The organism is Aquimarina sp. Aq107, from assembly GCF_943733665.1.
In the GTDB taxonomy this organism is placed as follows: Bacteria; Bacteroidota; Bacteroidia; order Flavobacteriales; family Flavobacteriaceae; genus Aquimarina.
On the sequence record NZ_OX030782.1, the window covers coordinates 90,480 to 115,649 of the forward strand.

16 protein-coding genes are annotated in these 25,170 nt (G+C 32.2%); 9 read left to right on the plus strand and 7 right to left on the minus strand.

Features of this window, described 5'->3' with window-relative positions:
- Nucleotides 1–101: 101 nt before the first annotated feature.
- The 5 genes from NMK29_RS00380 to NMK29_RS00400 all read right to left on the minus strand — a co-directional run bounded on the left by NMK29_RS00380 (nucleotide 102) and on the right by NMK29_RS00400 (nucleotide 6,274).
- Nucleotides 102–968, minus strand: a complete 867-nt coding sequence (locus tag NMK29_RS00380; RefSeq protein WP_159092328.1) for a hypothetical protein — start codon at nucleotides 966–968, stop codon at nucleotides 102–104.
- Between the two features lie 157 nt (nucleotides 969–1,125).
- Nucleotides 1,126–1,929, minus strand: a complete 804-nt coding sequence (locus tag NMK29_RS00385; protein ID WP_108805138.1) for a DUF4249 family protein — start codon at nucleotides 1,927–1,929, stop codon at nucleotides 1,126–1,128.
- Nucleotides 1,930–1,933: 4 nt separating this feature from the next.
- Complete coding sequence (locus NMK29_RS00390; RefSeq protein WP_108805139.1) at nucleotides 1,934–4,639, minus strand: TonB-dependent receptor; 2,706 nt, start codon at nucleotides 4,637–4,639, stop codon at nucleotides 1,934–1,936.
- Nucleotides 4,640–4,726: 87 nt separating this feature from the next.
- On the minus strand, nucleotides 4,727–5,683 hold the full coding sequence (locus NMK29_RS00395; protein WP_108805140.1) for a FecR family protein: 957 nt from the start codon (nucleotides 5,681–5,683) through the stop codon (nucleotides 4,727–4,729).
- 72 nt (nucleotides 5,684–5,755) lie between these two features.
- Nucleotides 5,756–6,274: an RNA polymerase sigma factor gene (locus NMK29_RS00400; RefSeq protein WP_159092329.1), complete on the minus strand. Its 519-nt coding sequence runs from the start codon at nucleotides 6,272–6,274 to the stop codon at nucleotides 5,756–5,758.
- Between the two features lie 364 nt (nucleotides 6,275–6,638).
- On the opposite strand from NMK29_RS00400, the gene NMK29_RS00405 reads away from it, so the two are divergent.
- Genes NMK29_RS00405 through NMK29_RS00430 form a run of 6 tightly spaced genes read left to right on the plus strand, consistent with a single transcriptional unit; the run spans nucleotide 6,639 to nucleotide 16,728 of the window.
- Nucleotides 6,639–8,147, plus strand: coding sequence for an aspartate aminotransferase family protein (locus NMK29_RS00405; RefSeq protein WP_108805142.1), 1,509 nt, complete (start codon nucleotides 6,639–6,641; stop codon nucleotides 8,145–8,147).
- A 14-nt stretch (nucleotides 8,148–8,161) separates the two neighbouring features.
- On the plus strand, nucleotides 8,162–9,493 hold the full coding sequence (locus tag NMK29_RS00410) for a lysine N(6)-hydroxylase/L-ornithine N(5)-oxygenase family protein (protein WP_199915069.1): 1,332 nt from the start codon (nucleotides 8,162–8,164) through the stop codon (nucleotides 9,491–9,493).
- Nucleotides 9,494–9,504: 11 nt separating this feature from the next.
- Nucleotides 9,505–10,686: an MFS transporter gene (locus NMK29_RS00415; protein ID WP_234424331.1), complete on the plus strand. Its 1,182-nt coding sequence runs from the start codon at nucleotides 9,505–9,507 to the stop codon at nucleotides 10,684–10,686.
- A 10-nt stretch (nucleotides 10,687–10,696) separates the two neighbouring features.
- Complete coding sequence (locus NMK29_RS00420; RefSeq protein ID WP_234424332.1) at nucleotides 10,697–13,144, plus strand: GNAT family N-acetyltransferase; 2,448 nt, start codon at nucleotides 10,697–10,699, stop codon at nucleotides 13,142–13,144.
- Between the two features lie 13 nt (nucleotides 13,145–13,157).
- Entirely contained in the window at nucleotides 13,158–15,608 is a 2,451-nt protein-coding gene (locus NMK29_RS00425) for a GNAT family N-acetyltransferase (RefSeq protein ID WP_108805145.1), read from the plus strand.
- 19 nt (nucleotides 15,609–15,627) lie between these two features.
- Nucleotides 15,628–16,728: a heparan-alpha-glucosaminide N-acetyltransferase domain-containing protein gene (locus NMK29_RS00430; RefSeq protein ID WP_159092330.1), complete on the plus strand. Its 1,101-nt coding sequence runs from the start codon at nucleotides 15,628–15,630 to the stop codon at nucleotides 16,726–16,728.
- A 30-nt stretch (nucleotides 16,729–16,758) separates the two neighbouring features.
- Here NMK29_RS00430 and NMK29_RS00435 read toward each other — a convergent pair whose 3' ends face one another.
- A complete protein-coding gene (locus NMK29_RS00435) occupies nucleotides 16,759–17,769 on the minus strand; it encodes a helix-turn-helix transcriptional regulator (protein ID WP_108805147.1) in 1,011 nt (336 codons plus the stop codon).
- Between the two features lie 103 nt (nucleotides 17,770–17,872).
- Here NMK29_RS00435 and NMK29_RS00440 point away from each other — a divergent pair, with 103 nt between their 5' ends.
- The 3 genes from NMK29_RS00440 to NMK29_RS00450 all read left to right on the plus strand — a co-directional run bounded on the left by NMK29_RS00440 (nucleotide 17,873) and on the right by NMK29_RS00450 (nucleotide 22,939).
- Nucleotides 17,873–20,257, plus strand: a complete 2,385-nt coding sequence (locus tag NMK29_RS00440; protein ID WP_254097125.1) for a TonB-dependent receptor — start codon at nucleotides 17,873–17,875, stop codon at nucleotides 20,255–20,257.
- A gap of 26 nt (nucleotides 20,258–20,283) precedes the next feature.
- Nucleotides 20,284–21,567: a DUF4374 domain-containing protein gene (locus tag NMK29_RS00445; protein ID WP_108805149.1), complete on the plus strand. Its 1,284-nt coding sequence runs from the start codon at nucleotides 20,284–20,286 to the stop codon at nucleotides 21,565–21,567.
- Between the two features lie 193 nt (nucleotides 21,568–21,760).
- Nucleotides 21,761–22,939, plus strand: a complete 1,179-nt coding sequence (locus tag NMK29_RS00450) for a PepSY domain-containing protein (protein ID WP_108805150.1) — start codon at nucleotides 21,761–21,763, stop codon at nucleotides 22,937–22,939.
- A gap of 107 nt (nucleotides 22,940–23,046) precedes the next feature.
- Here the strand turns inward: NMK29_RS00450 and NMK29_RS00455 are convergent, their stop codons facing one another.
- On the minus strand, nucleotides 23,047–24,657 hold the full coding sequence (locus NMK29_RS00455) for an isocitrate lyase (RefSeq protein WP_108805151.1): 1,611 nt from the start codon (nucleotides 24,655–24,657) through the stop codon (nucleotides 23,047–23,049).
- Between the last annotated feature and the right edge of the window lie 513 nt (nucleotides 24,658–25,170).

Genomic DNA, 25,170 nt, shown 5'->3' on the forward strand with positions numbered 1-25,170 from the left:
TTTAATAACTGGCTTTTTTGTAAATGAAAGTAAAATGTTGGATTTTGCTTAAAATCGTTTTCGAAAACCTGAGTTTTTGAATGTACAGACATTACTATCAATTATTGTAATGATATACCAAATGCCTCTTCAAAACCTTGTGTAATAAAGTCATTAATTGTTTGATCATGGTCTCCGGAACCTGTGATTATGTTTGTGTTTTTAGACTGTAAAAGTTCAATTTCTGAAGTTGTAAGTCTACCAACTGCTTGATCTACTTCTCCATAAACGTAGGTAATGCTAGATAAGTCATTAAAAGAATCAAGAAGTTCGGTGTATCTATTCATCGCAAATCCGGCAGCCAATCGGTTTAAGTTTCTATCGATAGCATCCATTTCTGGTTCTTGGTCCAGAATTGGATTAGTTCCGTTTTCGAAATACCCAGCCCTTCCTTCAGAAAAAGCTTCCCATACAATTTCATCCATATCTAACCTGCCAGCCATAATCAAGTAATTGTCTGCTACGTCTATCCCTTTCTTTGCGATAAGATCTTGTGTTACGAAAGCTCCAAATGAAATTCCTAATACATAGACTGTTCTACCTTGATTTTTAAAATAATTGACAACTTTATAAAGCATTTCCACACTTTCTGAATTAAAGTTAATTGCCTGATTAAATGTGATGTCATCATTTTCGAACGGGCTTGGATTTAATGTTTGTGCTTGGTGTACATTTACAGCTAAAAGATCTGTAGTATCAAAAGTTTGAAAAATTTCGTCTACTTCACCTGTACTGAGTGCGGTATCAGGACCACTTTGAACATTGACAAGAACAGTAGGAGCATCTTCATCACCTTTAAAATAAATTAAATCCTTAATTTCTTGTGATATTTCAAGAGGTTCATCAATAACGATATCATCATCCGAGTCGCAGCTGATGAAAAATAATGATAAAATAAGGACTGTTGTGTACATGCGATAATGTTTCATAATAATTTAATTTTTGAATTGTTTGTAATAATCTGATAGGGTACACCTCCATTAAGGTAACCTCCTAAAATGTTGTAATTAATTAAAATCAAAGTATAGGATCAGGATAGGTTATTATCCTGATTTACTTATTAAAAAAAGTATACTTGGTAGTTGCTTAGAAATCTATGGTAATAGGAGTTAATCCTGCTACACCAAAATTACCTAGTACCAATTCATTTGTTGTCATATTGGAGATATTACCAACTAAGTTGACAGGTAAAAACAAAGAGGATACTTCTGGTTCATTTCCTTGGTTACTAATGACATTGCTATAAAACTGAAACGTGGTGAAGTTAATATTGCTGATGTTTATGTTTAACGTTTCGCCTTCGTTCATGCCAGTTATAACAAGAATTTTTTCTTCCTCTTCATTGATAATTCTGTCATTGGATACGATCAATTCATCAGAAACTAATGCACCATCTTTAAGAATTTCTAACTGAATTAAATAGAAATTTTGTACATCAATTGGACCTGTGAAAGTAATTCGAACACTATCATCAGTTTTTACCATATCTACGATAGGAATGGGTGGATTTAAAATTTCCTCCTCGGATATAAGCACAGTTTGATCCTGTAATATTACTTCTATCCAATATATGTTGCCAATAATTGGAGTGATCATCTCTGCACTGGTATACTGGCCATTATCAGCAATAAACGAATCCGAAACTAATGAGACGGTATCAGATGCATCCCGTGTAAACAAAGATATTTGTGCGTCATTTACAGCACTAAAGGTTGTATCGGTTACTGGAACGGTTTTTTGAACCTGAACAGAAACAAAACCCTCCGCGTTGGTCAATAATCCAGAGATGAATACCTGCTCCTTAAATTCAAAATCCTGACTAATATCCTCGACACAACTTATTAATGTGAATAATGAAATGAATGCTATGTATATATGTAGTTTTTTCATGGTTCTAAAATTTAAAATTGTAGGATATGAACGGAATTGGCGCGGCGATAAATGAAATTTGAGATGTTTCTAATTGGTTATCGTCAAAAACAGAATTAATCGAAAACGCATTTTTACGACCATACACATTATAAAGACCAAAATTCCAGCTTCCTTTCCAGTTCGTTTTAGGATTATCGGTAGGTGTATATGTAAACGATATGTCTGCTCTATGAGTGTCTGGAATTCTAAAGGCGTTCCTATCAGAATAGATAATAAATGCATCTCCGTCAAAAGTTACCCTGCCATTAGGCTGGGTTATGGGTCTTCCTGTTTGATAGGTGAAAAATGCTCCTACTTCCCATTTTTTAGATAGTTTGTAATTTGCTGTGATGTTAAATATATGAGGCCTATCAAAATTAGAGGGAAAATAGGTGTTGTTATTAATTTGTTCTGAGGAGAAATTACTTTTTGTTTTTCGCTTAGAGACAGAATAGGTGTAGTTTATGTTTCCGGTTAATTTTCCATTATTTTTATGTGCGGCGACTTCTAATCCATAAGAAAAACCTTTGGCAGCTACTAATTCGGTTTCTAAGTTATCAAAAACTCCTAATCTAGCTCCATTTTTATAGACTATTAAATTATCAAATGTTTTGTAATAGCCCTCTATCGAAAAATTATAGCTTTGATCTTTGGTGTCATAAGCATATCCGGCAGAAAATTGATTTACTTCTAATGGAGCAATATGCTCACCAGAAGGTTTCCAAGTATCATTTGGTAATGTTATCGTTTGACTATTAATGGTATGAATGTATTGAAACATTCTGTTATATCCTGCTTTAAATGCTTTTTGATCATTAACGTCATATTTTAAAGATATGCGAGGTTCTAATCCAAAATAAGTTTTGGATATTTCGTTGTTTTTAACCCTTCTATTCCCTACAATTGAGTTTTGTGTTTGTGGAAGGTTAGGATCATAGATAGCAATATTTTCTTCTCCAAAATTCGCAAACCAAGAGTATCGTAAACCGGTTGATAATGATAGTTTATTCCATTGCTTTTCAATACTATAATAAGCTGCTAGTTCTAATGCTTTTTCTTTGTCTAGAACCTGATTACCTGCTGTACTAGTAATTTTGGGAATGAATTGATACAAATTACCATAGAGACCGAATCGCATTTGGGTACTAGGGTTTGAATAATAAGTGAAATCGGGTTTGAAAATCCAGTTTTCAATAGATCTTTCTACAGTTTCTTCTATATTTTCCTCAATGTTTTCTTCTCTAAGATCTTCTCTTTGCCCTAATGAGAAATCGTATTTGCTATAGATACCTGTTATGTTAGAAAATAATCTATTAGAAAAAGTATGATTCCATCGAATGGTAGCAGTAGTATTTATCCATCCAAGATCTAAATCAGTATCAAATCCACCTTCTCCATTTTCTTCTTCTTGATTAAACTTTAATACATCTGCAGCAAAAATACCTGATGCATATAGTCTGTTATTTTTATTGATGTTCCAGGTTAGTTTTGTGTTTAAATCATAAAAATGAAATTTGTCAACAGCTTCGTTGCCTTTAAACAAGGGAAAAAATACATCAAAATAAGAACGCCTGCCAGAAGCTAAAAAGCTTATTTTATTCTTTTTAATAGGACCTTCTATCGTAAATTTAGAAAACAGTAATCCCAATCCACCTTCTCCTTTAATTCTTTTAGAATTTCCATTTTTTTGTCGAATCTCTAGTACGGATGATGCTCTACCTCCAAAACGAGCCGGTATTTCGCCTTTATATAATTTTAATATTTTAACCGCATCTGCGTTAAAAATAGAAAACAATCCGAATAAATGAGAAGTATTATACAAGGGAGCTTCGTCTAGTAGAATTAAATTTTGATCTACATTTCCACCTCTTACATTAAAACCACTGGTTCCTTCGCCAATACTACTAATTCCTGGTTGGGTTAAAACTGCCCTGGTAATATCTGGTTCTCCCAAGAGAGATGGTAGTTTTTTAATTTCTGAAGTAGTCAGACTGGTAGTGCCTCCAAAAATGGGTTCTACCTGACTTTTATTGTTTTGATTAGTCTGTATTACAACTTCGTCTAACTGATTTGAGGATGGCTGAAGCTCTATCGCTATGTTTTTATCAGTTTCTAATCGAACATCTAACACTTTGGTTAGGTAACCCAGATACGAAATCTCCAAAGTATAAACTCCTTTGGCCAATGTTATGGAATAAAAACCATAAGCATTAGTAAATACGCCATTATTGCTGTTTTTTATGATAACACTGGCACCTAAAAGTATTTCGCCAGTAGCTTCATCTGTAATAATCCCGCTAATAGTAAAGTCTTCTCGCTGCCTTTTGACTTTAGAAAGAATGATATGGTTTTTCTTAATTTTATAAGAAATCCTAGTATCCTTAAAAAGCAACTCGAGCGTTTCGGTTATATCTTTTTTTATAACAGTTATACTAAAATTTTGATTGACATCGATTACGTCATTGCTAAATATAAAAGCGTAAGATGTTTGTGTTTCAATTTTATTTATAATTGATTGTAAAGAACTATTTTCCTCTTCTAGTGTAACATTTTTTTGAGAAAACCCATTGAATCCCAAGAGTTGAAAACAAAAAACCAAATAAAAAAAGAAAGATAATTTCATTAAAAAAGAGGGTTTTCCATAACTATTTTTTGGCCATGAAATGACCCCAAAATGGTATATTTTCATACATTTGAATATTGTTAATTAATACTGATTTCGCGATTAGAATTTTTTAACTTTTATAGTGGGAAAATGCCAGTTTTCCCACTTTTTTTATTTTATTATCCACTCATTCGTTTTCGTATTTAGTTGATATTTAAAGTTTTTTGAAATTGTAAGTATTTCAAAAATTTCATTTATAGGAGTTGTATTGTCGAAAGCCCCAGTAAATTTAGCAGTGGCAATGTTTTCATTTTTAAAGAGTATTGATGTGCCAAAATGCGCTTTTAAGTCGACTGCTATTTCTCTAAAGGTTTTATTTTCGAATTGTATTTTCCCTTCTTTCCAGGCAATATGGGACTCATTAGTGCCCATATTAGATTTTAGCACTTCTTTAGTTTTCTTATAGAAGGTTACTTTTTGATTTGGAATTAAGAATACGCTTTCTTTAAACTGAGTATTAGAAGTAACGGCTACTTTACCAGTTAATAGTTTTGTTTCTGTAATTGCACTATCTGTATATGATTTTACATTAAAACTGGTACCCAAAGCTTTTACTGTGATATGATTCGCTGTAGTTACAGTAAATGGGTGTAAGGTATCTTTAGCTACCTCAAAAAATGCTTCTCCTTCTAGATATAAAGTTCTTGGGTTTTCTGAGTTATAGGATAGATTACTAGAAGCATTTAGCCATACAATAGAACCATCTGATAGTTTGATGTTTTTTTGTTCACCAAAAGTTGTTTGCACAACTATTTGATTCTTATTGGAGGATAAGGTATTGTAGAAATATACTCCAGAAATGAGTATAACAAATATAGCCGCATACTTTAGCATTTCTTTCCAAACTACTGTTTTGGGTTTCACTGTTGTGAAAAAACGTTTTTTGGCTTCTTCAACAGAAGGGTCTTTCGTAGCAGTATGTTTATGGATGGTTGTTATTTTTGTAAATAGTGCTTTATCAAAATCTGGAGAGTTTTTCCATTTTTCTACTTTTAGAATAGTAGTATCATCCGCGGTCTGCGAAATATATTCCCAAAGTTCAGTTTCTGTAATTTTAAAATGCTCCATACCCAAAAGGTGTTAATTAGATATAAGACGTTTGCGGAGCAGGGGTACCCTATTAAAATTTTGATTTTTTTTTTATAAATAATCTTTTAAGCCTTTCTTAAATGCTGCTAAGGCCTTTGAAATATGGAGTTCTACAGTTTTTATAGAAATGCCTTTTTTTTGTGAAATTTCTTTGTAGGTAAAACCTTTATCTCTTGATAATTTAAAAATATCTGTTGTTTTTTGTTCCAATGTAGTATAGATATTTTCGATGCGCTCTACCAATTCCCATTGTTTATCAATCTCAGTTTCTATCGTAGTATGGAGCGCATATACACTTGTATATTTCTCTCTAGTTCTTTTCTTTCTATAGGAATCGATGATTTTATTTTTTAGTGTGGTAATTAAAAACGATTCTATAGAACGTTCGGATTGGTTAATATGCTCAAAGTTTTCCCAAAGCTTTATAAATGTTTCTTGTACTAACTCTTCAGAAAGGTCGGTTTTTTCTAAAACTTTTAAAGCGTAATTGTACAATCTGTTATAGTGCTTGTCAAACAAATTGGAGAATTTAACTTCTTTGATAGAGTCGGATGTAGTTTGTTTATTCAAATATTTTGATAAAGAGATATTGCTAAATTATATAAAAAAACGTTCAAAACTAATTACTGTTGCACTTTACTCTTCGTTCATATTTTTTTAAGAATAAAAAGAATAATGCATAATATTTAAAAGGGTTTTTGAGAAGTTTTAGAGCGTTTGATTTTGCTAGTAAGTGTTTTAGAATTGGTGTGTTGCGATCTTTTTGTAAAAAAAATCGTGATATACTTTTAAATAACTCTTAAACGCTCGTTAATTTAGTATTAATTAGCGCCTATACATTCTTACAACGTCTTTTTTTATCCGAAATACGTCATAAATATACTTTTGTTTGCCTCTAAATTTGCAAAGCTTATTTAGACCAAATAAAAATAATATGCTCCTCGACACACAAACTAATCTTGTTTTTGATCAAAAAGTTGATCATTTTTTCGATCCTCAATCCAAATATAGCTATGAAGAATATATGCATAAAGCGTTGCAATATGTAAAGTCTTTTTTGGATAGAGATCATTTTTATCCAGGAGAAGTATTCGACTTTCAGGAAAAGAAAGATTTACTCTCTCCAAATGCGAATGAAACCTTATCAGTGGATCAGGCTCTTAATGAAATTAAAGAATTGTATCTCGATCATACCATTGCTTTTCATCATCCTAACTATGTAGCCCATCTTAATTGTCCCGTATTGCTTCCTGCTTTGGTTGGTGATTTAATCGCTTCATCTGTAAATACAGCCGTAGAAACTTGGGATCAAAGTATTTCTGCAACGTATATAGAGCAGGAAATAATTCGATGGATTTGTGATAAAATGAACTTACCATCCACTGCTGATGGTGTTTTTACCAGCGGTGGAACTCAATCTAATTTTATGGCCTTATTACTAGCACGGGATAATTATGCTTTTAAACATTTTGGATTGAATCTAAAAGAGAATGGTTGGTCAGATGTAGTTTCTAAATTTCGTTTTTTCTGTTCAGATAAAGCACATTTTAGTATTAAGAAAAATGCTGCACTTATGGGGATGGGATATAATGCCGTAATTCCTGTAGCTACTGATGAAAAGATGAAAATGGAGGCAGATGCTTTAGTACAAGCCATAGAAAAAGAAAAACAAATAGGAAACATACCGATTGCTATCGTGGCTACCGCAGGAACCACAGATTTTGGTAGTTTTGACCCTTTGGATACCATTGCAAAAATTGCTCATGAATATGATATTTGGTTCCATGTGGATGGAGCTTATGGAGGTAGTTATGTGCTTACTGAAACGCATCGCCATCTTTTAGAAGGAATTAAACATGCGGATTCTGTTACTATCGATTTTCATAAAACAATGTTTCAACCTGTTTGTTCTAGTGCTTTCTTAGTTAGAGATACAGAACACTTTAAGTATGTTTCATATTACGCGGATTATCTAAATCCATTAGAACATAGAGATGAAAAACATCCTAATCTGATAGAAAAATCAATCCAAACTACTAGACGATTTGATGCGTTGAAACTCTGGTTTACCTTAAAAATGACTGGAGAAAAAAATATAGGAGCATTTTTAGAAAAAGTACATTATCTAGCATTAGATCTTTATCATAGCGTTAGAGATGATATCTATTTTGAAATGGCTCATAAACCAGAGCTAAGTACATTAGTTTTTCGATATAAAGTTCCAGGTGTATCGTCAGATGCACTTCTTGATAAAACGAATCTTTATATTAAAAATACCTTGTTTAAATCGGGTCAAGCTTCTATAGCGAGCACAAAATTTAATGGAAAAACATATCTAAAATTTACATTATTAAATCCTAAAAGTACCATTGACGATCTGTTAAATATCATTCAGATGATTAAGGAAACAGGTAAGACTTACAATAGCGAAAAGCACAATTAAAAATAGAAAGCATAATGACGAAAGAAGAAAAGATACTTGATTTTATTGGGATTGGAGTAGGTCCTATGAATTTAGGACTAGCATGTTTGTCCGAGCCAATTACAGAGTTAGATGGACTGTTTTTAGATAGGAAAGAAAAATTTGACTGGCATCCAGGTATGATGCTTCAGGATACTACATTACAGATCCCTTTTATGGCAGATTTAGTAACCTTAGCAGATCCTACAAATCCATACAGTTTTCTAAATTATATCAAGGAACAAGGAAGAATCTATTCCTTTTATATTAGAGAAAATTTTCTTTTACTAAGAAATGAATACAATCAGTATTGTCGTTGGGCAATTGATAAATTATCTAATGTTCAATTTGGGACCGAAGTGGTTGAGATTGCGTATAATGAAAAGGAGCAATATTATACTGTTCTTTCGGAATGTACAAAAACGAATAAACGTAAAGTTCATAGAGCTAGAAGACTTGTTTTGGGAACCGGAACAAGTCCGTATATACCCAGTTGTTGTAATTCTTTAAAAGAAGATGCGATTCATTCTAGTTCTTATTTGCCAAATAAGAAGAAGTTACAATCCAAAAAATCTATTACAGTTTTTGGCAGTGGTCAGAGTGCTGCAGAGATTTTTTATGATCTCTTACAAGAAATAGATGAAAAAGGATATGAATTGAATTGGATTACGAGATCGCCAAGATTCTTTCCGTTAGAATATTCAAAACTTACTTTAGAGATGACGTCTCCCGAGTACGTAGATTATTTTTATAACCTTCCTAATCATAAACGTAATGAGTTGATTAAGAATCAAAAGCATTTATACAAAGGGATCAATCAAGATTTGATTGCTGATATATTTGATTTGATATATACGAAACGATTGCTTGCGGATGTCAAAGTAAATCTAAGAACAAATTCAGAGTTACAGAATGCGGTTTATGATGATACTTTGGACACCTTTTATCTAGAAATTCATCAGCATGAACAAGATAAATACTATCGTCATAGAACAGAAGGACTAGTATTGGCTACAGGATATCAATATCAAAAACCAACATTTGTCAATGGGATTAGTGATCGAATTCGATGGGATGAAAAAGGTAGATATGATGTACATCGTAATTATGCTATTGATCAATTGGGGTGTGAGATATTTGTACAAAATGCCGAACTACATACACACGGATTTGTAACTCCCGATTTAGGTATGGCAGCTTATCGCAATTCATATATCATCAAAGAATTAACAGGCACAGATTATTACGCTATAGAAAAGAGAGTTGCATTCCAGCAGTTTGATGTGTTAGAAGAAGAGGAAATTATGATAGAAACTCCAACTACCTAACAAAAATTCTAATGAAGAACTTTTTGATCATAATGACCTTAGTAGCTGTAGTAAGTGATTATTTATTACATCCTTTTTATCCTCAATTTTTCGAAGCTCGATTCGGAGTGACAAATCCAGAATTGGTAGGTTATTATTTTGCTGCGATATGCTTTATGGTGATGATTTCGTTTCCTTTTTGGGCATATGTTTCCAAAAAAATAACAGAGCTAAATATTCTTATATACACACAATTTGTGGCAGGAATATTGGCTTTATGTTGTTATACAACTACATCATATGTTAACTTCTGGATCATTTCTTTAATGATGATCTTATTTAAAGGAAGCTATTTACTAGTATATCCGTATATCCTAAAAATTATTACTAAAAAAGAACATCCTAAAACCATTGGTTTATTATCCGTAGTGGTACATCTTGGTGGAATATTAGGAGCAGTGATAGGAGGTGCTACTGTAGATTTAATTGATGCTAGCTACATTTTTCTGATTATGGCGATTGGAGATTTTATACAAATGGGTATGAGTGCTTATTTATTAAGAAGTAACAAATACAATACAGCCAAAATCTTGGAACCGGAAGGGTCTATTAAACAGAACTCAAAAATGATTCCCAGAGGTTTTATTCTCAAAATTGGATTGATTACTATGATTTTGTATTTCAGTGATTTTTTGATAAGACCATTTTTTGCAACCTACTGGGAAAGCATTTCAGTATATAATACTACACTAGTATCAGGAACAGTATATGCAATACCTGGTTTTGTAGCGCTGATTGCTTTATGGATAAATACGAAGAGAAAAGAAACAAATAATGTATGGCAACAGATGGTGCCAATATTATTAATAGGTATTACTGGATTATTTCTTCAAGGGCTTTCTACAGAAATAACAGTAATAATAGGTAGAATAATTTATGGTTGGGCAATTTTTCAAGGAGTTGTAAAATTTGATGTATTGCTCTTTAAATTTAGTACACCAGATTCTTATGCTATGGATTATAGTAAGGTACATTTTTTTCAAAACCTAGGAGTGTTGCTATCGTCTTTTTCTGTGGGGCTACTAGTAGATAATCATGGATTGAGAATTCCATTTTTGGTTGCTTTAGGTGGTTTTAGTATCACTTTATTGCTGTATTATTTAATTTTTAAAGTTGCTCCAAAACTCACTTCTAAACAATTAGTTAAGTCATAAGAAATTCTGAATGGAAAAAACAACCAATAACATACAGCATCAGTATCATAAAATCTATTCAAAAAGCTTTTCTGATTTTGGGGCCATAGAGATACGACCTTTTAGAATATCTGAAGACAGCGAGATATTGCACAAATGGGTAAATATGGACTATGCTATTTTTTGGGGAATGCAAGGATACGATTTACAACAGGTACGACAAGAATATATAAAATTGATGGAGCCGGAACATTATGATGTTTTTGTAGGTGTTTTTAAAGGTAAACCGGTTTTTGTATTAGAAAGATATAATCCCAAAGAAGATATTATAAGTACACTCTATAGCGTGGAAAAAGGAGACTGTGGGATTCATATCATCGTTGCTCCGCCACATGTTAAGATCCCAAATTTTACTTGGTATTTATTTACAGCTATAATGGATTTTGTGTTTAAAGATTCCTCTGTAAATAGAATCTTAGTAGAACCTGATATCCGAAATAAAAAGATGTTTGCATTATGTCAGCGGATAGGTTTTCAACTCGATAAAATTATAGAACTCCCAAATAAGACTGCTCAAATAGCATTTTTAGACAAAAAACAATATCAAGATTTTACATCAATTTCAAAAATTAATAAAAGAAGTGCTATGAATACTTTAGACAATGCTGTTTCGCCCCAACAATCTATAGCTCATTTACAACCCGAAGTTTGGGTTAAAGTAAATACTCTTTTTGTAACCAAAGCAATTTGCGAATTTAGTCATGAACTTCTGATCACACCAGTTGTTCTAGAAAAATTAAAGGACGGTTGGAATAGTTATATTTTAAAATCAGATAATCCTACCATTCAATATCAATTTAACGCAAAACCATTAGCGTTAAACCATTTATATATTGAATCAGGATCGATCAAAAAATATGAAGAAAGTGAATCCGTTGTCATAGACGGTGTTTTATTTATAAAGGAGTTTAGAAAACAGCTCGGTATTAAGGATACGCAAATGCCATTATATCTAGAAGAGATCATTAGTACCTTATATGGGAGCGCATTTAAATTTTTAAAAGGTAATCCAACTTCAGAGGAGCTAGCGATCGCCGATTTTCAAACTATTGAACAGTCCATGACAGAGGGACATCCTGGTTTTGTTGCTAATAATGGCCGTATAGGTTTTGATAGTAGTGATTATAGGTCGTATGCTCCCGAAGCTGGTAATTCTTTTTCATTAATATGGTTGGCAGGTCATAAAAGCAGAGCTGTATATGCAGCAACCGAGGTATTATCTTATGATACTTTAATACAGCAAGAATTAGATAATGAGACGATAACATCTTTTGAGACGATTATAAAAAATAAAGGTTTTGATCCGGAAGATTACTTCTTTATTCCTATGCATCCATGGCAATGGTTTAATAAATTAGCTAATATATTTTCGCCAGAACTTGCTACCGGAAACCTAATATGTTTAGGATATGGTCCGGATCAATACCTTGCTCAACAATCTATTAGAACATTATTCAATAAAACGAATCCTAAAAAATTCTATACCAAAACAGCGCTTTCAATTCTAAATATGGGGTTTATGCGCGGGCTTCCATTGTATTATCTTGGGACTGCTCCTAAAATGGCAGTTTGGTTAGAAGAATTACTTTATAATGATTCTTATATTCAGGAAACGGGTTTTAGGATGCTAAGTGAGATTGCTTCGGTAAGTTATGTGAACCCTTATTTTGAAGAGTTTGGTCCTCACAATGATTATAACAAGATGTTAGCATCCCTTTGGAGAGAAAGTCCCATTGCCAATGTGAACGGAAACCAACAAGCCATGACTATGGCAGCATTGCTACATATAGATCAAAATGGAGAAGCTTTATTACCAAAAATTATTGAAAAGTCTAGTCTAACTATAACGGATTGGTTGCGTTTATATTTAAAAGCATATTTAAGCCCACTATTGCATTGTTTTTATCATTTTGACCTGGTTTTTATGCCTCATGGGGAGAACATTATCATAGTATTAGAAGATCAAATCCCTGTAAAATCTTTCTTAAAAGATATTACGGAAGAAGCTTGTATTCTAAATCCAGAAGTTGAGTTGCCAGATCATTTAAAACGCATGTATGCTCCAGTTCCAGAAGATGTAAAATTACTTTCGATTTTCACAGATATATTCGACGGTTTTTTCCGATTTATGTCTCATATTTTAGTTGCACATGCTAATTTCAAAGAAGAAGAATTTTGGAAAGTGGTTGCAGATGTAATTCAAGAATATCAGGATCGTTATCCAGAAAAAGAAGCAAAATTTAAGCAATATGATTTATTTGCTCCAGAATTTCAATTGTCTTGTTTAAATAGATTACAACTAAATAATCACAAACAAATGATTGATTTAGATGACCCTGTAGCATTGCTTCAGTTTGCTGGTAAACTAGAGAATCCCATTGCTGCTTTTAGAAAAGATTTAGTAGGTGCAACTTCATAATTAAACGAGCATTATGGAAAATACTGAAATCTCACAAAACATAGTTTTTTCAAGAACAATTGAAAATTTTGGAACTATACATTTACGCCATTTAGATTTTGATTATGATATTTCTACTATTCATAAATGGGTAACAAAAGAGTATGCTACATATTGGGGTATGCTAGAAAGTTCTATAGAAGAAGTACGCTCAGAATATTCGGCGCTAGTTTCCAGAAAAGACTATGATGTTTTTATAGGTGTATATAATGGAGTTCCCATCTTTTTAATGGAAAAGTACAAAGCAGCAACAGATAGGATTTCTGACTATTATTCTGCTAAAGATACTGATTACGGCATGCATATTTTGGTAGCGCCATCAGATCATAAAATCACTGGATTTACCTGGAATGTATTTACTACAGTTCTTGAATATTTCTTTGAACTACCAGATGTAGAAAGAATAGTGGTAGAGCCAGACGTTAGAAATCAAAAGATTCATACTCTTAATAAAAAAGCTGGGTTTGTATACCAAAAAGAAATCGAATTACCGGAAAAAACTGCAGCATTAGCTTTTTGTGAACTACAAGATTATAAAAAAGCCAAAAATGCTTTTAGAGAAAAAATAAAACCAATGACCAATTTAAATATATCTGATTCATTAAGAGTATCTCACGCTCACCTTAATCCATATATTTGGAAAAGTGTAAATAGAGCTCTTGTAAGCAAAGCAATTAGCGAATTTTTACACGAATTACTTTTTAAACCTCAACAAGAGACAAATAACCAAAAGTGGAATAAATATTTGCTAATTGCCGATACTCCTGGAATAACATATGAATTTACTGCGCAAAAATATAAGCTTGATCATTGGGATATTGATAAAAGCTCTATTATTAAAAAAGTAAATGATATTCAGGTTCCTATTGATGCATTAACGTTTATCGTAGAGTTTGTATATACCTTAGAAATACCAAAACATTTACTTCCTGTATACTTAGAAGAAATATCTAGTACATTATCCAGTGCTGCGTATAAGAAAGTTCATCATTCATTTTCATCAAGCGAACTAGTAGATAGCTCTTTTCAGGTCATAGAGCATGCGATGACAGAAGGACATCCTTGTTTTGTGGCAAATAACGGAAGAATAGGTTTTGATGGTCAGGATTATTTGCAATATGCTCCAGAAACCAATTTACCTTTTAAAATATATTGGTTAGCGGGTCATAAAAGTAAAACCACTTTTACTTCTGTACACAAATTTGAATACAAATCTTTAATGCGAAAAGAGCTAGGTGTTCAGTTAATTGCAAAATTTAATACAAAATTAGAATCTTTAGGATTAGATACTAGTTCGTATGTTTTTATTCCTGTACATCCTTGGCAATGGAATAATAAAATACTTCAGGTGTTTGCTGCAGATATTGCGAATCAAAATTTAGTATTCTTAGGAGAAGGAGATGATTATTTCTCTGCACAACAGTCGATTAGAACACTTTATAATAAAAGTAATCCTGAGAAAATGTATACCAAAACCGCCTTGTCGATTCTAAATATGGGTTTTATGAGAGGGCTTTCTCCATCTTATATGAAGAGCACACCACATATTACGGAATGGATAACGGATTTATTAGGTAAGGATGTATATCTAAAACAAAAGGGTTTTACTATGCTAGGAGAAGTTGCTACGGTTGGTTTCCAAAATACTTTCTACGAAGTGTTAGGAAAAACAAATGCTCATAACAAAATGCTTTCCGCTTTATGGAGAGAAAGTCCACATACTAAAATAAAAAAGAATCAACAATTAATGACGATGGCTGCATTTCTTCATTTGGATTCAGATGGGGGTTCATTGATAGGATCATTAATCAAAGCTTCTGTTTGTGATGTTGGTGACTGGATTAGAAGATATTTAGAAGCATATTTAACACCATTACTACACTGTTTTTATACCTATGGGTTTGTTTTTATGCCACACGGAGAAAATATTATCATGGTATTGGAGAATCATATTCCGGTAAAAATCTTAATGAAAGATATCACAGAAGAAGTGATTGTTTTTAATGAGGAATTAGAATTACCCGAAAAAGTAAAACGATTATATACAAAGACTTCTGATACAATGAAAGTGTTATCGATTTTCACAGATGTTTTTGATTGCTTCTTTAGGTTTATGACTCCGATTTTAGAAAAAGATCTTGATTATAGGGAGAATGATTTTTGGCAAGAAGTAGCCTTGTGCATTCATTCGTATCAAACAGAACATCCAGAATTGCAATCAGAGTTTGATCGATATGATCTTTTCGTTTCAGAATTTGACAGGTGCTGTTTGAATAGATTACAACTGAAAAATACTCAGCAAATGTTAAATCTAGCGGATCCCATGGCAAGCTTAATTCTAGAGGGAACGCTAGAAAATCCTATTGCTAAGTTTAACAATACAAAATTGAATACTCGAAAGTCTGAACTCGTTGAAGACAATTAATATTACTAAAAAAAATCTTATGTCAACTATAAAACCAAATAGAATTTTAGCTATAGATTTTGGAAGAGGATTTAGTGTTATTGCTATGATTATGGTTCATACATTATGGATTCATGCTAGACAAGATGTGCAATCCGATACTTTTCTAGGACATTTTATTCATTTTGTTGGAAGAGGTACACCAGTTTTTTTAATAACAATGGGAGTATCTTTTATGATATCAAGGAATCAAGATGTAAAAAGCGCAGTAAAAAGAGGGATAACGATTCTCGGAGTAGCTTATTTAATGAATTTTCTCAAGTTTTTAGCACCTATACTCGTAGGGTTAATGCCTGATAGTTTTATAGCCGCTTATGGATGGGAAATGCCTTTGAAGTTAGAAGAATACACATATTTATTATTAACGGGTGATATATTACAATTAGCTGGAATATCATTGATTATATTAGCACTGATCAGAGCATATTTAAAAAATAAATTTATTCTATTAGGGCTAGCTATTTTAATAGCATTCATATCTCCAGAATTAAGAGGTGTTCAATCAGAAACATTCGGATTAAACTATATAACTCAATTGTTATGGAGCGATGGTTATTGGGTCTATTTTCCTGTTTTTCCTTGGATATCATTTATATTATTAGGAATGTTTTTTGGGAAATGGTATGTGGAAAAAGGATATAATCAAAATGAGTTATTTAAACGAATGGGTATCGTAGGATTACTATTTATTGCAGCTGGAGCCCCATTGGTATTTATGAATGAAGCATATCATTTTAATGATTTTTTTCATTTAGGACCTGGAGGAGTAATTTATCTCGCTGGATGGAACTTTTCTGTGTTGTCAATATTCCATTGGATATTATCGAAAACTAAGGACAATTTCTTATGTAAAACCTTTTATTATTGTAGTAAACATGTAACATCACTATATGTTATCCAATGGGTTTTGATTTGTTGGGGAATGGTGATTTTTGGTTTTCAAAGTAAAAGTGAACTTGGTACATTACTATTAATGCCAATATTTATGGGATTAACATTTGTTATTCACTTCTCCGTGGTTAAAATAAGGAATATTTCTAGATCTGATAAACGAATTCCTAAAGGAAGATTGACATCATAGAAATAGAATGACTACTAGAGAACTGAATTTTCAGTTCTCTAGATTACTACGATACTTTTTTGGAGTAGTTCCTTCTATTTTTTTAAATGCTGCAGTAAAATGTGTAGAGTTTTTATAACCAACTAATTCTGATATCTCATAAATGGGTTTTTTGCTATGTAACAGGAGTTGCCTTGCTTTTTCCATTCGTAATTTGGTAGCATATTCAAAAATTGTTTTGCCAAATAAAGCTTTAAATTCTTTTTTTAATATAAAATCATTTAATCCAATTTCTCTGGATAACTGATGAATTGAATATTGAACAGAAAGATCTGAAGAAATCATATGCTGCACTTGGTATAGCTTTTTTACTAAATTATCAATGGGAGGAATGTTATTAGTTATAATATTAGTAGTTGCAGTGTCTATTTTTAAAGTTACTAATTCAAGGACTTTAGATTCTAAAAATAATCGTTTTAACAACCCTTTCCTTTGATCCGACAAAATTTCGGAAAGAATATTTTGAGTTTTTGAGCATAATGGGTTTAAAAATTTGCTTTGTAGTTTTAACAAAGAATGTTTTTCTAAGATATTATATTCTTCATCTAGTTTATGCCTTTTTATAAAATCTGTACTCATTCTAATTTTAACTTCCTTAAGCCGTTTTCTTTTGTGATATGAGATTGAACCTTTTATATTTTCTAGATACAATAGATAACACTCTTGACTTTCGTAGATTAAATCTTTAGTTATTCCTTCAATTTTAATGATCTGTTCGCCTTCGATCAGGAAGGACATTTCTAAGAAATTGTCATAAAGCTTACCTTCTACTATTAAATTTTTTTCTAATAATACATCATAGATAGTAATAGATAGACCTTCAAACTTATGTGTCTGAAAATAACCTATACCATATTGAGGTAAGAATTGGAATTTTTTAGTAATAATTCCGCAACGTTCGCCAGAACCTATTAGCTCTGTAACAGTAGATAAGCTAACTGTTTTTTTAGGGTCTTGTATTTCGGTTTTAGTTGACGTCTTTTTGCGTCTTTTTTTATCCATAATGCGTCATTTTTCTCTTCCCTTAGATACTAATTTTGCATTTTAAATTTATTTAGACTAATTATAAATAATAAATATTTAGGTCGCAAAAATAAATAAAAAAATGTTACAGTCAGTGGTTATTTTAAAAAGAAAAAATAGTGTCTTTTTGATGCTTTTGATTACCCTATTTTGTCAGAGTCAAGAGGCAATAAAAGGTGTCGTTGTGGATCAGAATTCTAATCCGATACCGGAAGCTGCTATCCAAGTAGTAGAATTAGAAAACGTAGGCGTAATTACTAATTTTGATGGAGAATTTACCCTTTCACTTCCAGAAGGAACATATACACTAAAAACTAGTTTTATTGGTTTTCAAACTCGTTTCTATAAGATTACTAGGAATGCTTCTAAGGAACAATATATCCGCATTGTTTTAAAACAAAATGTAGAAGAACTAAATGATGTAATAGTTAAAGGGAAAACTGCTGCTCAAAAGGAAAAAGAAAAGGCTTTTGAAGTGGAAGTTATTGAAACCAAAGGATTAAAAAATAGTAGTGTAGATATCAATGCTATTTTAACAACGATACCAGGAGTAAATGTTCGGCAAAGGGGAGGATTAGGGGCTGCTTTTGATTTCTCTTTAAATGGATTATCAGGGAAGCAAGTGAAGTTTTTTATTGATGGTATTCCAATAGAGAATTTTGGAAGTTCTTTATCTCTAAATAACTTTCCTGCTACACTCGTAGAAAGAGCAGAAGTTTTTAAAGGTGTAGTCCCGATACATTTAGGAGCAGATGCATTAGGCGGTGCAGTTAATATTATTACTAATCAACGTAAAAAAGATTTTCTAGATGTGTCTTATGATATAGGGTCTTTTAATACACATCGTGCTACTATAAATGGACAACATTATAATAAAAATGGATGGATGTTTCAGTTGTCCTCATTTTATAATTATTCTGATAATAACTATACTATTGATGATATTGAGGTTAGGGATGAATTAGGAAATGATACCGGTATCCGCAGAGATAATGTAGAAAGATTTCATGATGCATATAATTCTCAGATGATACGGATACAAACTGGATTAGTTGATAAATCATACGCAGATAGATTGATTTTAGGTTTTACTGCATCTGCAAACGAAAACGAAATACAACACCCTATCGATCCGCAGAATCCATTTGGGGAAGTATTTACTGAAAATGATATTATTTCCGGATCTATCGAGTTTGAAAAAAATAATCTTTTTAATGAAAAGCTGAAATTAAAAATTTATGGTGCTCTAACAGAAAATAATGAAAGGGTCGTAGATACTTCTTCTAGAAAATATGATTGGTTTGGAAACTTTATAGAGCGAGGAGATCAAACACTGGGAGAATTTGAAGCCAGTAAAACATTATTTAAGTTTAAAGATAACCTACATTTGATAAATGCGTTAGCCACATATACTTTTAATGAAGTACATTCTCTAAGCGCTAATTATACTAAAAATTATATTCGCCGTAGAGGAGAAGATGACGCCAGAACCGGAAGAATTGCATTTCAGGATCCTCATATAGTTAATAAAAATATACTTGGTCTTTCTTACGATATTGAACTTTTAGATACGCGATGGCGTACTTCTATTTTTTCAAAAGGATATCTTTTAAACTCAGAAGGAATTTTAGAAGACCTATTTACCAATGTAGAAGAAGATCGATTTACTAGGTTCGAAAATACTTTTGAAGAATTAGGATATGGCTTTGCTACTACTTATAAAATCCTTGATAATTTTCAGATTAAAGGATCTTTTGAAAAAACATTTAGGATTCCTGAAGGTTATGAAGTATTTGGGGATGGATTTTTATTAAAATCTAATCCAGCGTTATTACCAGAAGAAAGTTACAACGCCAATCTAGGAGCTCTTTTTAATACAGATATAAATAGGTTAAAACTTCAGATTGATACCAATGTATTTTTTAGAGAATCTGAGAATTTTATAGCCATTAGATCCGAAGGAATCTTTTCTAGATACTTCAATACTGCTGATGCTAGAAGTACAGGTGTAGAAGGGGAAATAAGAATGTTGTATGATGCATTCTTTTTGGATCTGAATGCCACCTATCAAAATATCATTGATAGAAATGCTGGAGAAAATGCAGGTGTTGATTTTTTGAAAAATCAACGAATAGCAAATATTCCATATGTATTTGGAAATGCTCGTATTGGAGGTAAATTCAATAATGTACTTGCTGTAAATGATCAGTTAAACCTTTCCTGGAACACCTATTATGTGCATGATTACCCTCTTACCTCTTTTGTAGAAGGAAATCCAGAAGATAGAGATATTATTCCTGAACAAATTTCGCATAATGTAGAGCTTGGATATTCATTTAATGAAGGGCGTTACAACATTGCTGTTTCGGCCAGGAATATCTTGGATGCAAAAATTTATGACAATTTCGAAATACAACAACCTGGAAGAGCTTTTTATGTAAAACTACGATACTATATATCAAATTAAATATTAAACATCAAAAATCATATAAAATGAAAACAATAAAATGGATAAAAAATGTAATGCTACTTTTAGCAATAACCGCTATGGTTATATCATGTAGCAGTGATGATAATGGAGATACACCTATTGATCCGGATCCGGATCCAATTGCAGTATCTAAATATGTTGTAGGATTTGAGGCATTTCCTGTTGGAGATGCAAGTCCTGTGGATTATATTTTAGAATTACCATCATTAGAATCTTTAACAACCGGTGAAATTTCGGTAGAAGGTCAAGGAATTCCATTAAAAGGTTGGAGATTTTTCCACGGAGCAGGTAATACGATATTTACCGCGGGATATTCTGATGATGATACTTGTATTGCTTATCATTTAAATGAAGAGGGAACATTAGAAGAAAAAGCAAATTTTGCTTTTCAATCTACACTAGATAATTATGCAGCATTAGACGAGAATACATTATTGGCTGTGGAATTAACATATGGAGGACTTTCTGATAAACGTTTTCATATTGTAAATGCAGAGACAGGTTTATTAGAAAAGATTGAAGAACATCCTGTAGATATCGATATGGGTGATGGAACCGCAGAAAACCCTGGATCAACTCCTTGGGTGACCGGTATGGTACTTAGAGATGGAAAGTTATTTGTTTCATATCATAAGTGGTTGGCTGATGGTTCTTTTATTACTCCAGATGTAGATCGTGCTTATGTGGCAGTATTTAATTATCCAGAGTTCGAATTAGAAAAAATAATTGAAGATGATAGAACCAGTCCAATTGGAGTAAACGGTCATAGTACAGGTATTGAACAAACAGAAAATGGAGATATTTATTCTTTCTCTACATCTGCATTGAGTGCTGGTTTTACGGCTGCTTCTAAGCCTTCTGGAATTTTAAGAATTAATAATGGAACCACTGAGTTTGATTCAAGTTATTTCTTTAATGTAGAAGAAGCTACTAATGGCGGAAAGTTGTTCTGGATGGATTATGTCGGTAACGGAAAGGCAATTGCAAGAATAATTGTAGACGATACTAATGGAGCTGGAGAATGGGGTGCATTCTTTAAAAAAGATGTATTTAAAATGGTAGTAATAGATTTAGTAAATCAAACTGTTACTGATATAGCTGGAGTGCCAACTCACGGTCATCGATATACGTCTCCAATGTTTGTAGAAGATGGTAAAGCGTACATTAGTAGTTCTACTGATACAGATACGTATGTGTATATAGTAGATCCTGAAACCGCAACTGCAACACAAGGTGCTAAAGTTCTTGGACTAGGACTTAAAGGAATCTTTAAAATTAGTAATTAACTCAATTAGACTCTTTGTAAATATGGGTTCTGAGAAATTTCAAAAACTTTTGTTCTGATGCTTATACCCCCATTTGAAGCTCAGAAAGATCAAAGTCAAATTAATAAGTAGTTGTGTTTTATTTAGTGACTTTGTTCAGAGTAAAAGGACTAAGTAGAGGTTTTTCAGACCCATGCATTTAATAAATCCATAAATGACAGGAAAAAAAAGAAATAATAGACGTAAAAGAATTTTACAACTTCATAAAATACTTGGATTAGTTACAGGTGTAGTGCTTTTTATTGTTTCTGTTACTGGTTGTTTATGGGTTTTTAAAGAAGAAATAGAAAGTTTTTATGATGATCATAAATATGTTACTCCTCAAGATCAAGAGTTCTTAGAAGCCTCTGTGATTAAAGAATTAGCAGAAAACGTGATTCCTAAAAAGACGATTCATGGGGTTATCTATGGGAAACCAGATGAAGCGATTGAGGTTGTTTTTTATGAAGCAGAACCAGAGATATTTTATCAAAGTGTTTTTTTAAATCCATATTCTGGCGAGTTCATTAAAAGAATAGATAATAATGCAGGTTTTTTTGGATTTATATTAAAAGGACATTTACGACTATGGTTACCTGATGCTATCGGCTCTAGAGTGGTTTCTTATTCCGTATTGCTTTTTTTGATTATCATCATAAGTGGTCTTTTTCTTTGGTGGCCACGAAATAAGAAGAATTGGAAACAAAGATTAAAATTTGATTGGAATAAAAAAACCAGATGGAAAAGGAAAAATTTTGACCTCCATACAGTAACAGGGTTTTATATCTCATCGTTTGGTTTGATATTAGCTTTTACTGGATGTGTGATGGCTTTTAACTGGTTTTATTTTATAGCTTATAAAGCTACAGGTGGCGATAAAGACCCTCGGTTTGTGATTCCAGAGAGCGAACAAGCAATAGTATCCAAGGAAACTACTAGTTTTGAATATGATAAGTTGATTCCTATTTTACAACGTAGCTATAAAGATGCGCATAGTTTTGAATTACATTATCCAGAAAATGATTCTACTTCAATTCTTGTTGAGGTTAGTAATTCAGAAGGATTGTATTATAATATGGATTATCTGTTTTTTGATCAAAATACTCTAGAAGAAATAGAAACAAATAGTATTTATGGTAAATATAAAAACGCTGATTTTGCAGATAAAGTAATTCGAATGAATTATGATATCCATATTGGGGCGATAGGAGGAATAGTGGGCAAGATCATTGCCTTTTTAGTGAGCTTAATTTGTGCATCATTACCTGTTAGTGGGATTTTGCTCTGGTATGGTAGAAAGTATAAAGCCAAAACCAGAAACGAGCTTCCTAGAAAACTAGTTAGTGTGAAATAGTCGTTATGATTGTTTAGAGATCATATACCAAAGTTAAATTTTTTATGTATCCAAAAAAGGTGACCTAAACACATAGATCACCTTTTTTTATAATTTAGAGTGGATTTTTATTTATCTAAAGCAAGTGCTGGCTCTTCAGTAGTTGTTTTAACTTCAAATTGATTACTAGTGTTTTTCTCACCACCAGCTTTTAAAGCTTTTTCACCTGCAAAGAAGGTTTTATGATCATCTCCAAGGTCTGAACCTGCCATACGTTGATGTTTTACACAAGATACTCCTTTTCTAATTTCTTGACGTTGAACAGAATCTACATATTCTAACATTCCTCTGTCTCCAAAATATCCTGCTACAAGATCATTCATATGTAATGCAGTGGTGTGATATGTTGGTAATGTGATTAAGTGATGGAATACTCCTGCATCACGAGATGCTTCTGCTTGGAACATACGAATCATTTCATCTGCTCTTTTAGATAACTCAGTATTGTCATATTTTACATCCATCAATTCTTCGCGATTGTAAGCCGATGTGTCTTCTCCCGAAGCAGTCATAAGATCAAATGCTTGCTGGCGGAAATTGATTGTCCAATTAAAAGATGGAGAATTATTGTAAACTAATTTAGCATTTGGTACTCTTTCTTTTACGCGATTTACCATATGAGCAATTTGCTTAACATTTGGAGTTGGCGTCTCTATCCATAATAAATCAGCACCATTTTCTAAACTTGTAATACAATCTAATACTACACGATCAATATTAGAGCCTTCTTTAAATTTATATAAACCATTAGGTAATCTCACTGGGCGAACTAATTTCCCATCACGTTTAAATAGTACATCATTTTCATTTACTTCGGTAATTAAAACTTCTTCTGCCTCAACAAAATCCATATATTGAGATGCTAGATCACCTTCTTCCATGGATACAGGTAATTTTTGTGTTAAACCAGCACCTTCAGAATCTGTTCTTGCTACAATTATACCTTCTTCTACACCTAATTCTAAGAAAGCATATCGAAGGGCATTTAGTTTAGCGATAAAATCTTCGTGCGGAACTGTAACTTTACCATCTTGGTGACCACATTGTTTAGCATCCGATACTTGGTTTTCTATTTGTAGTGCACAAGCACCTGCTTCAATCATTTTTTTGGCTAAAAGATATGTCGCTTCTTCATTACCAAAACCTGCGTCAATATCTGCGATGATAGGCACAACGTGGGTTTCAAAATTATCAATTTCATCTTGCACATTCTCTCCAGCATCCAAACGACGAAAAAGATCGTTTAATTCTACGGCATCTGCTTGACGTAAAAAGGTGTAGATTTCTTCGATTAATTTAGGAACCGAAGTTTTTTCGTGCATAGATTGATCTGGTAAAGGCCCTAGTTCAGAACGTAAAGCAGCTACCATCCAACCAGAAAGATATAAATATGTTTTATCAGTAGTACCTTTATGTTTTTTTACAGCGATCATTTTTTGTTGGGCAACAAAACCGTGCCAGCAACCTAATGATTGTGTGTAGTTTACGCTGTTAGCGTCATATTCAGCCATATCTTTTCGCATGATAGAGGCTGTATATTTGGCAACGTCTAATCCTGTTTTAAATCTATTTTGTATAGCAATACGTGCTGCATTTTCTGGGCTTATGGTTTCCCAAGTATTTCCGTGTTTAGCTTTTAGAGTACGTATGGTATCAAGTGCCGAATTATAAGTAGTCATAATGTAATGTTTTATATTTTAAGGATAAAGTCTTTATTTTGAGTTGTTTGGTTTTAGTGGGCTATAGACGTACGCATTGTAATCAATCGTGTTATTAATAGCCCAATTGGTAACCAGTGTTTTAGTTTTTACTTGAGATTTCATCTTCTTAGATTTTTAATTAATAATTCGAATTCTAATGGCTACTTCATAGCGTCTACCAGATTCTTTTTTAGTAATACGATTTACTATTTGTTGTAAATTAATTACAGGACAATATTATAAAAAAGTTTTTGATTAAAAAAGCGAACGTTCGCTAAAAATATTAAAATTATAAAATTTTAATCGTTCGCAAAACCTTGTATTGATTAATTTTGATGCTTTTGAAATGATAATATTTTTTATTGTATTTATCTGAAAATCAGGGTAAAACATCAATATTCTTGTTCGAAATTGCAGTGTGATTTTGCCATTAAAATGGGACTTTAATTAATTTAAAAAACGAGATAATATTTTTAGAGATGACAAGTTTTT

Coding starts and splice junctions, on each gene's coding strand:
- NMK29_RS00380 (WP_159092328.1), bottom strand. CDS start 968: ATGAAACATTATCGCATGTACACAACAGTCCTTATTTTATCATTATTT.
- NMK29_RS00390 (WP_108805139.1), bottom strand. CDS start 4,639: ATGAAAATATACCATTTTGGGGTCATTTCATGGCCAAAAAATAGTTAT.
- NMK29_RS00430 (WP_159092330.1), top strand. CDS start 15,628: ATGTCAACTATAAAACCAAATAGAATTTTAGCTATAGATTTTGGAAGA.
- NMK29_RS00455 (WP_108805151.1), bottom strand. CDS start 24,657: ATGACTACTTATAATTCGGCACTTGATACCATACGTACTCTAAAAGCT.
- NMK29_RS00395 (WP_108805140.1), bottom strand. CDS start 5,683: ATGGAGCATTTTAAAATTACAGAAACTGAACTTTGGGAATATATTTCG.
- NMK29_RS00410 (WP_199915069.1), top strand. CDS start 8,162: ATGACGAAAGAAGAAAAGATACTTGATTTTATTGGGATTGGAGTAGGT.
- NMK29_RS00425 (WP_108805145.1), top strand. CDS start 13,158: ATGGAAAATACTGAAATCTCACAAAACATAGTTTTTTCAAGAACAATT.
- NMK29_RS00405 (WP_108805142.1), top strand. CDS start 6,639: ATGCTCCTCGACACACAAACTAATCTTGTTTTTGATCAAAAAGTTGAT.
- NMK29_RS00440 (WP_254097125.1), top strand. CDS start 17,873: ATGTTACAGTCAGTGGTTATTTTAAAAAGAAAAAATAGTGTCTTTTTG.
- NMK29_RS00415 (WP_234424331.1), top strand. CDS start 9,505: ATGAAGAACTTTTTGATCATAATGACCTTAGTAGCTGTAGTAAGTGAT.
- NMK29_RS00420 (WP_234424332.1), top strand. CDS start 10,697: ATGGAAAAAACAACCAATAACATACAGCATCAGTATCATAAAATCTAT.
- NMK29_RS00450 (WP_108805150.1), top strand. CDS start 21,761: ATGACAGGAAAAAAAAGAAATAATAGACGTAAAAGAATTTTACAACTT.
- NMK29_RS00385 (WP_108805138.1), bottom strand. CDS start 1,929: ATGAAAAAACTACATATATACATAGCATTCATTTCATTATTCACATTA.
- NMK29_RS00445 (WP_108805149.1), top strand. CDS start 20,284: ATGAAAACAATAAAATGGATAAAAAATGTAATGCTACTTTTAGCAATA.
- NMK29_RS00435 (WP_108805147.1), bottom strand. CDS start 17,769: ATGGATAAAAAAAGACGCAAAAAGACGTCAACTAAAACCGAAATACAA.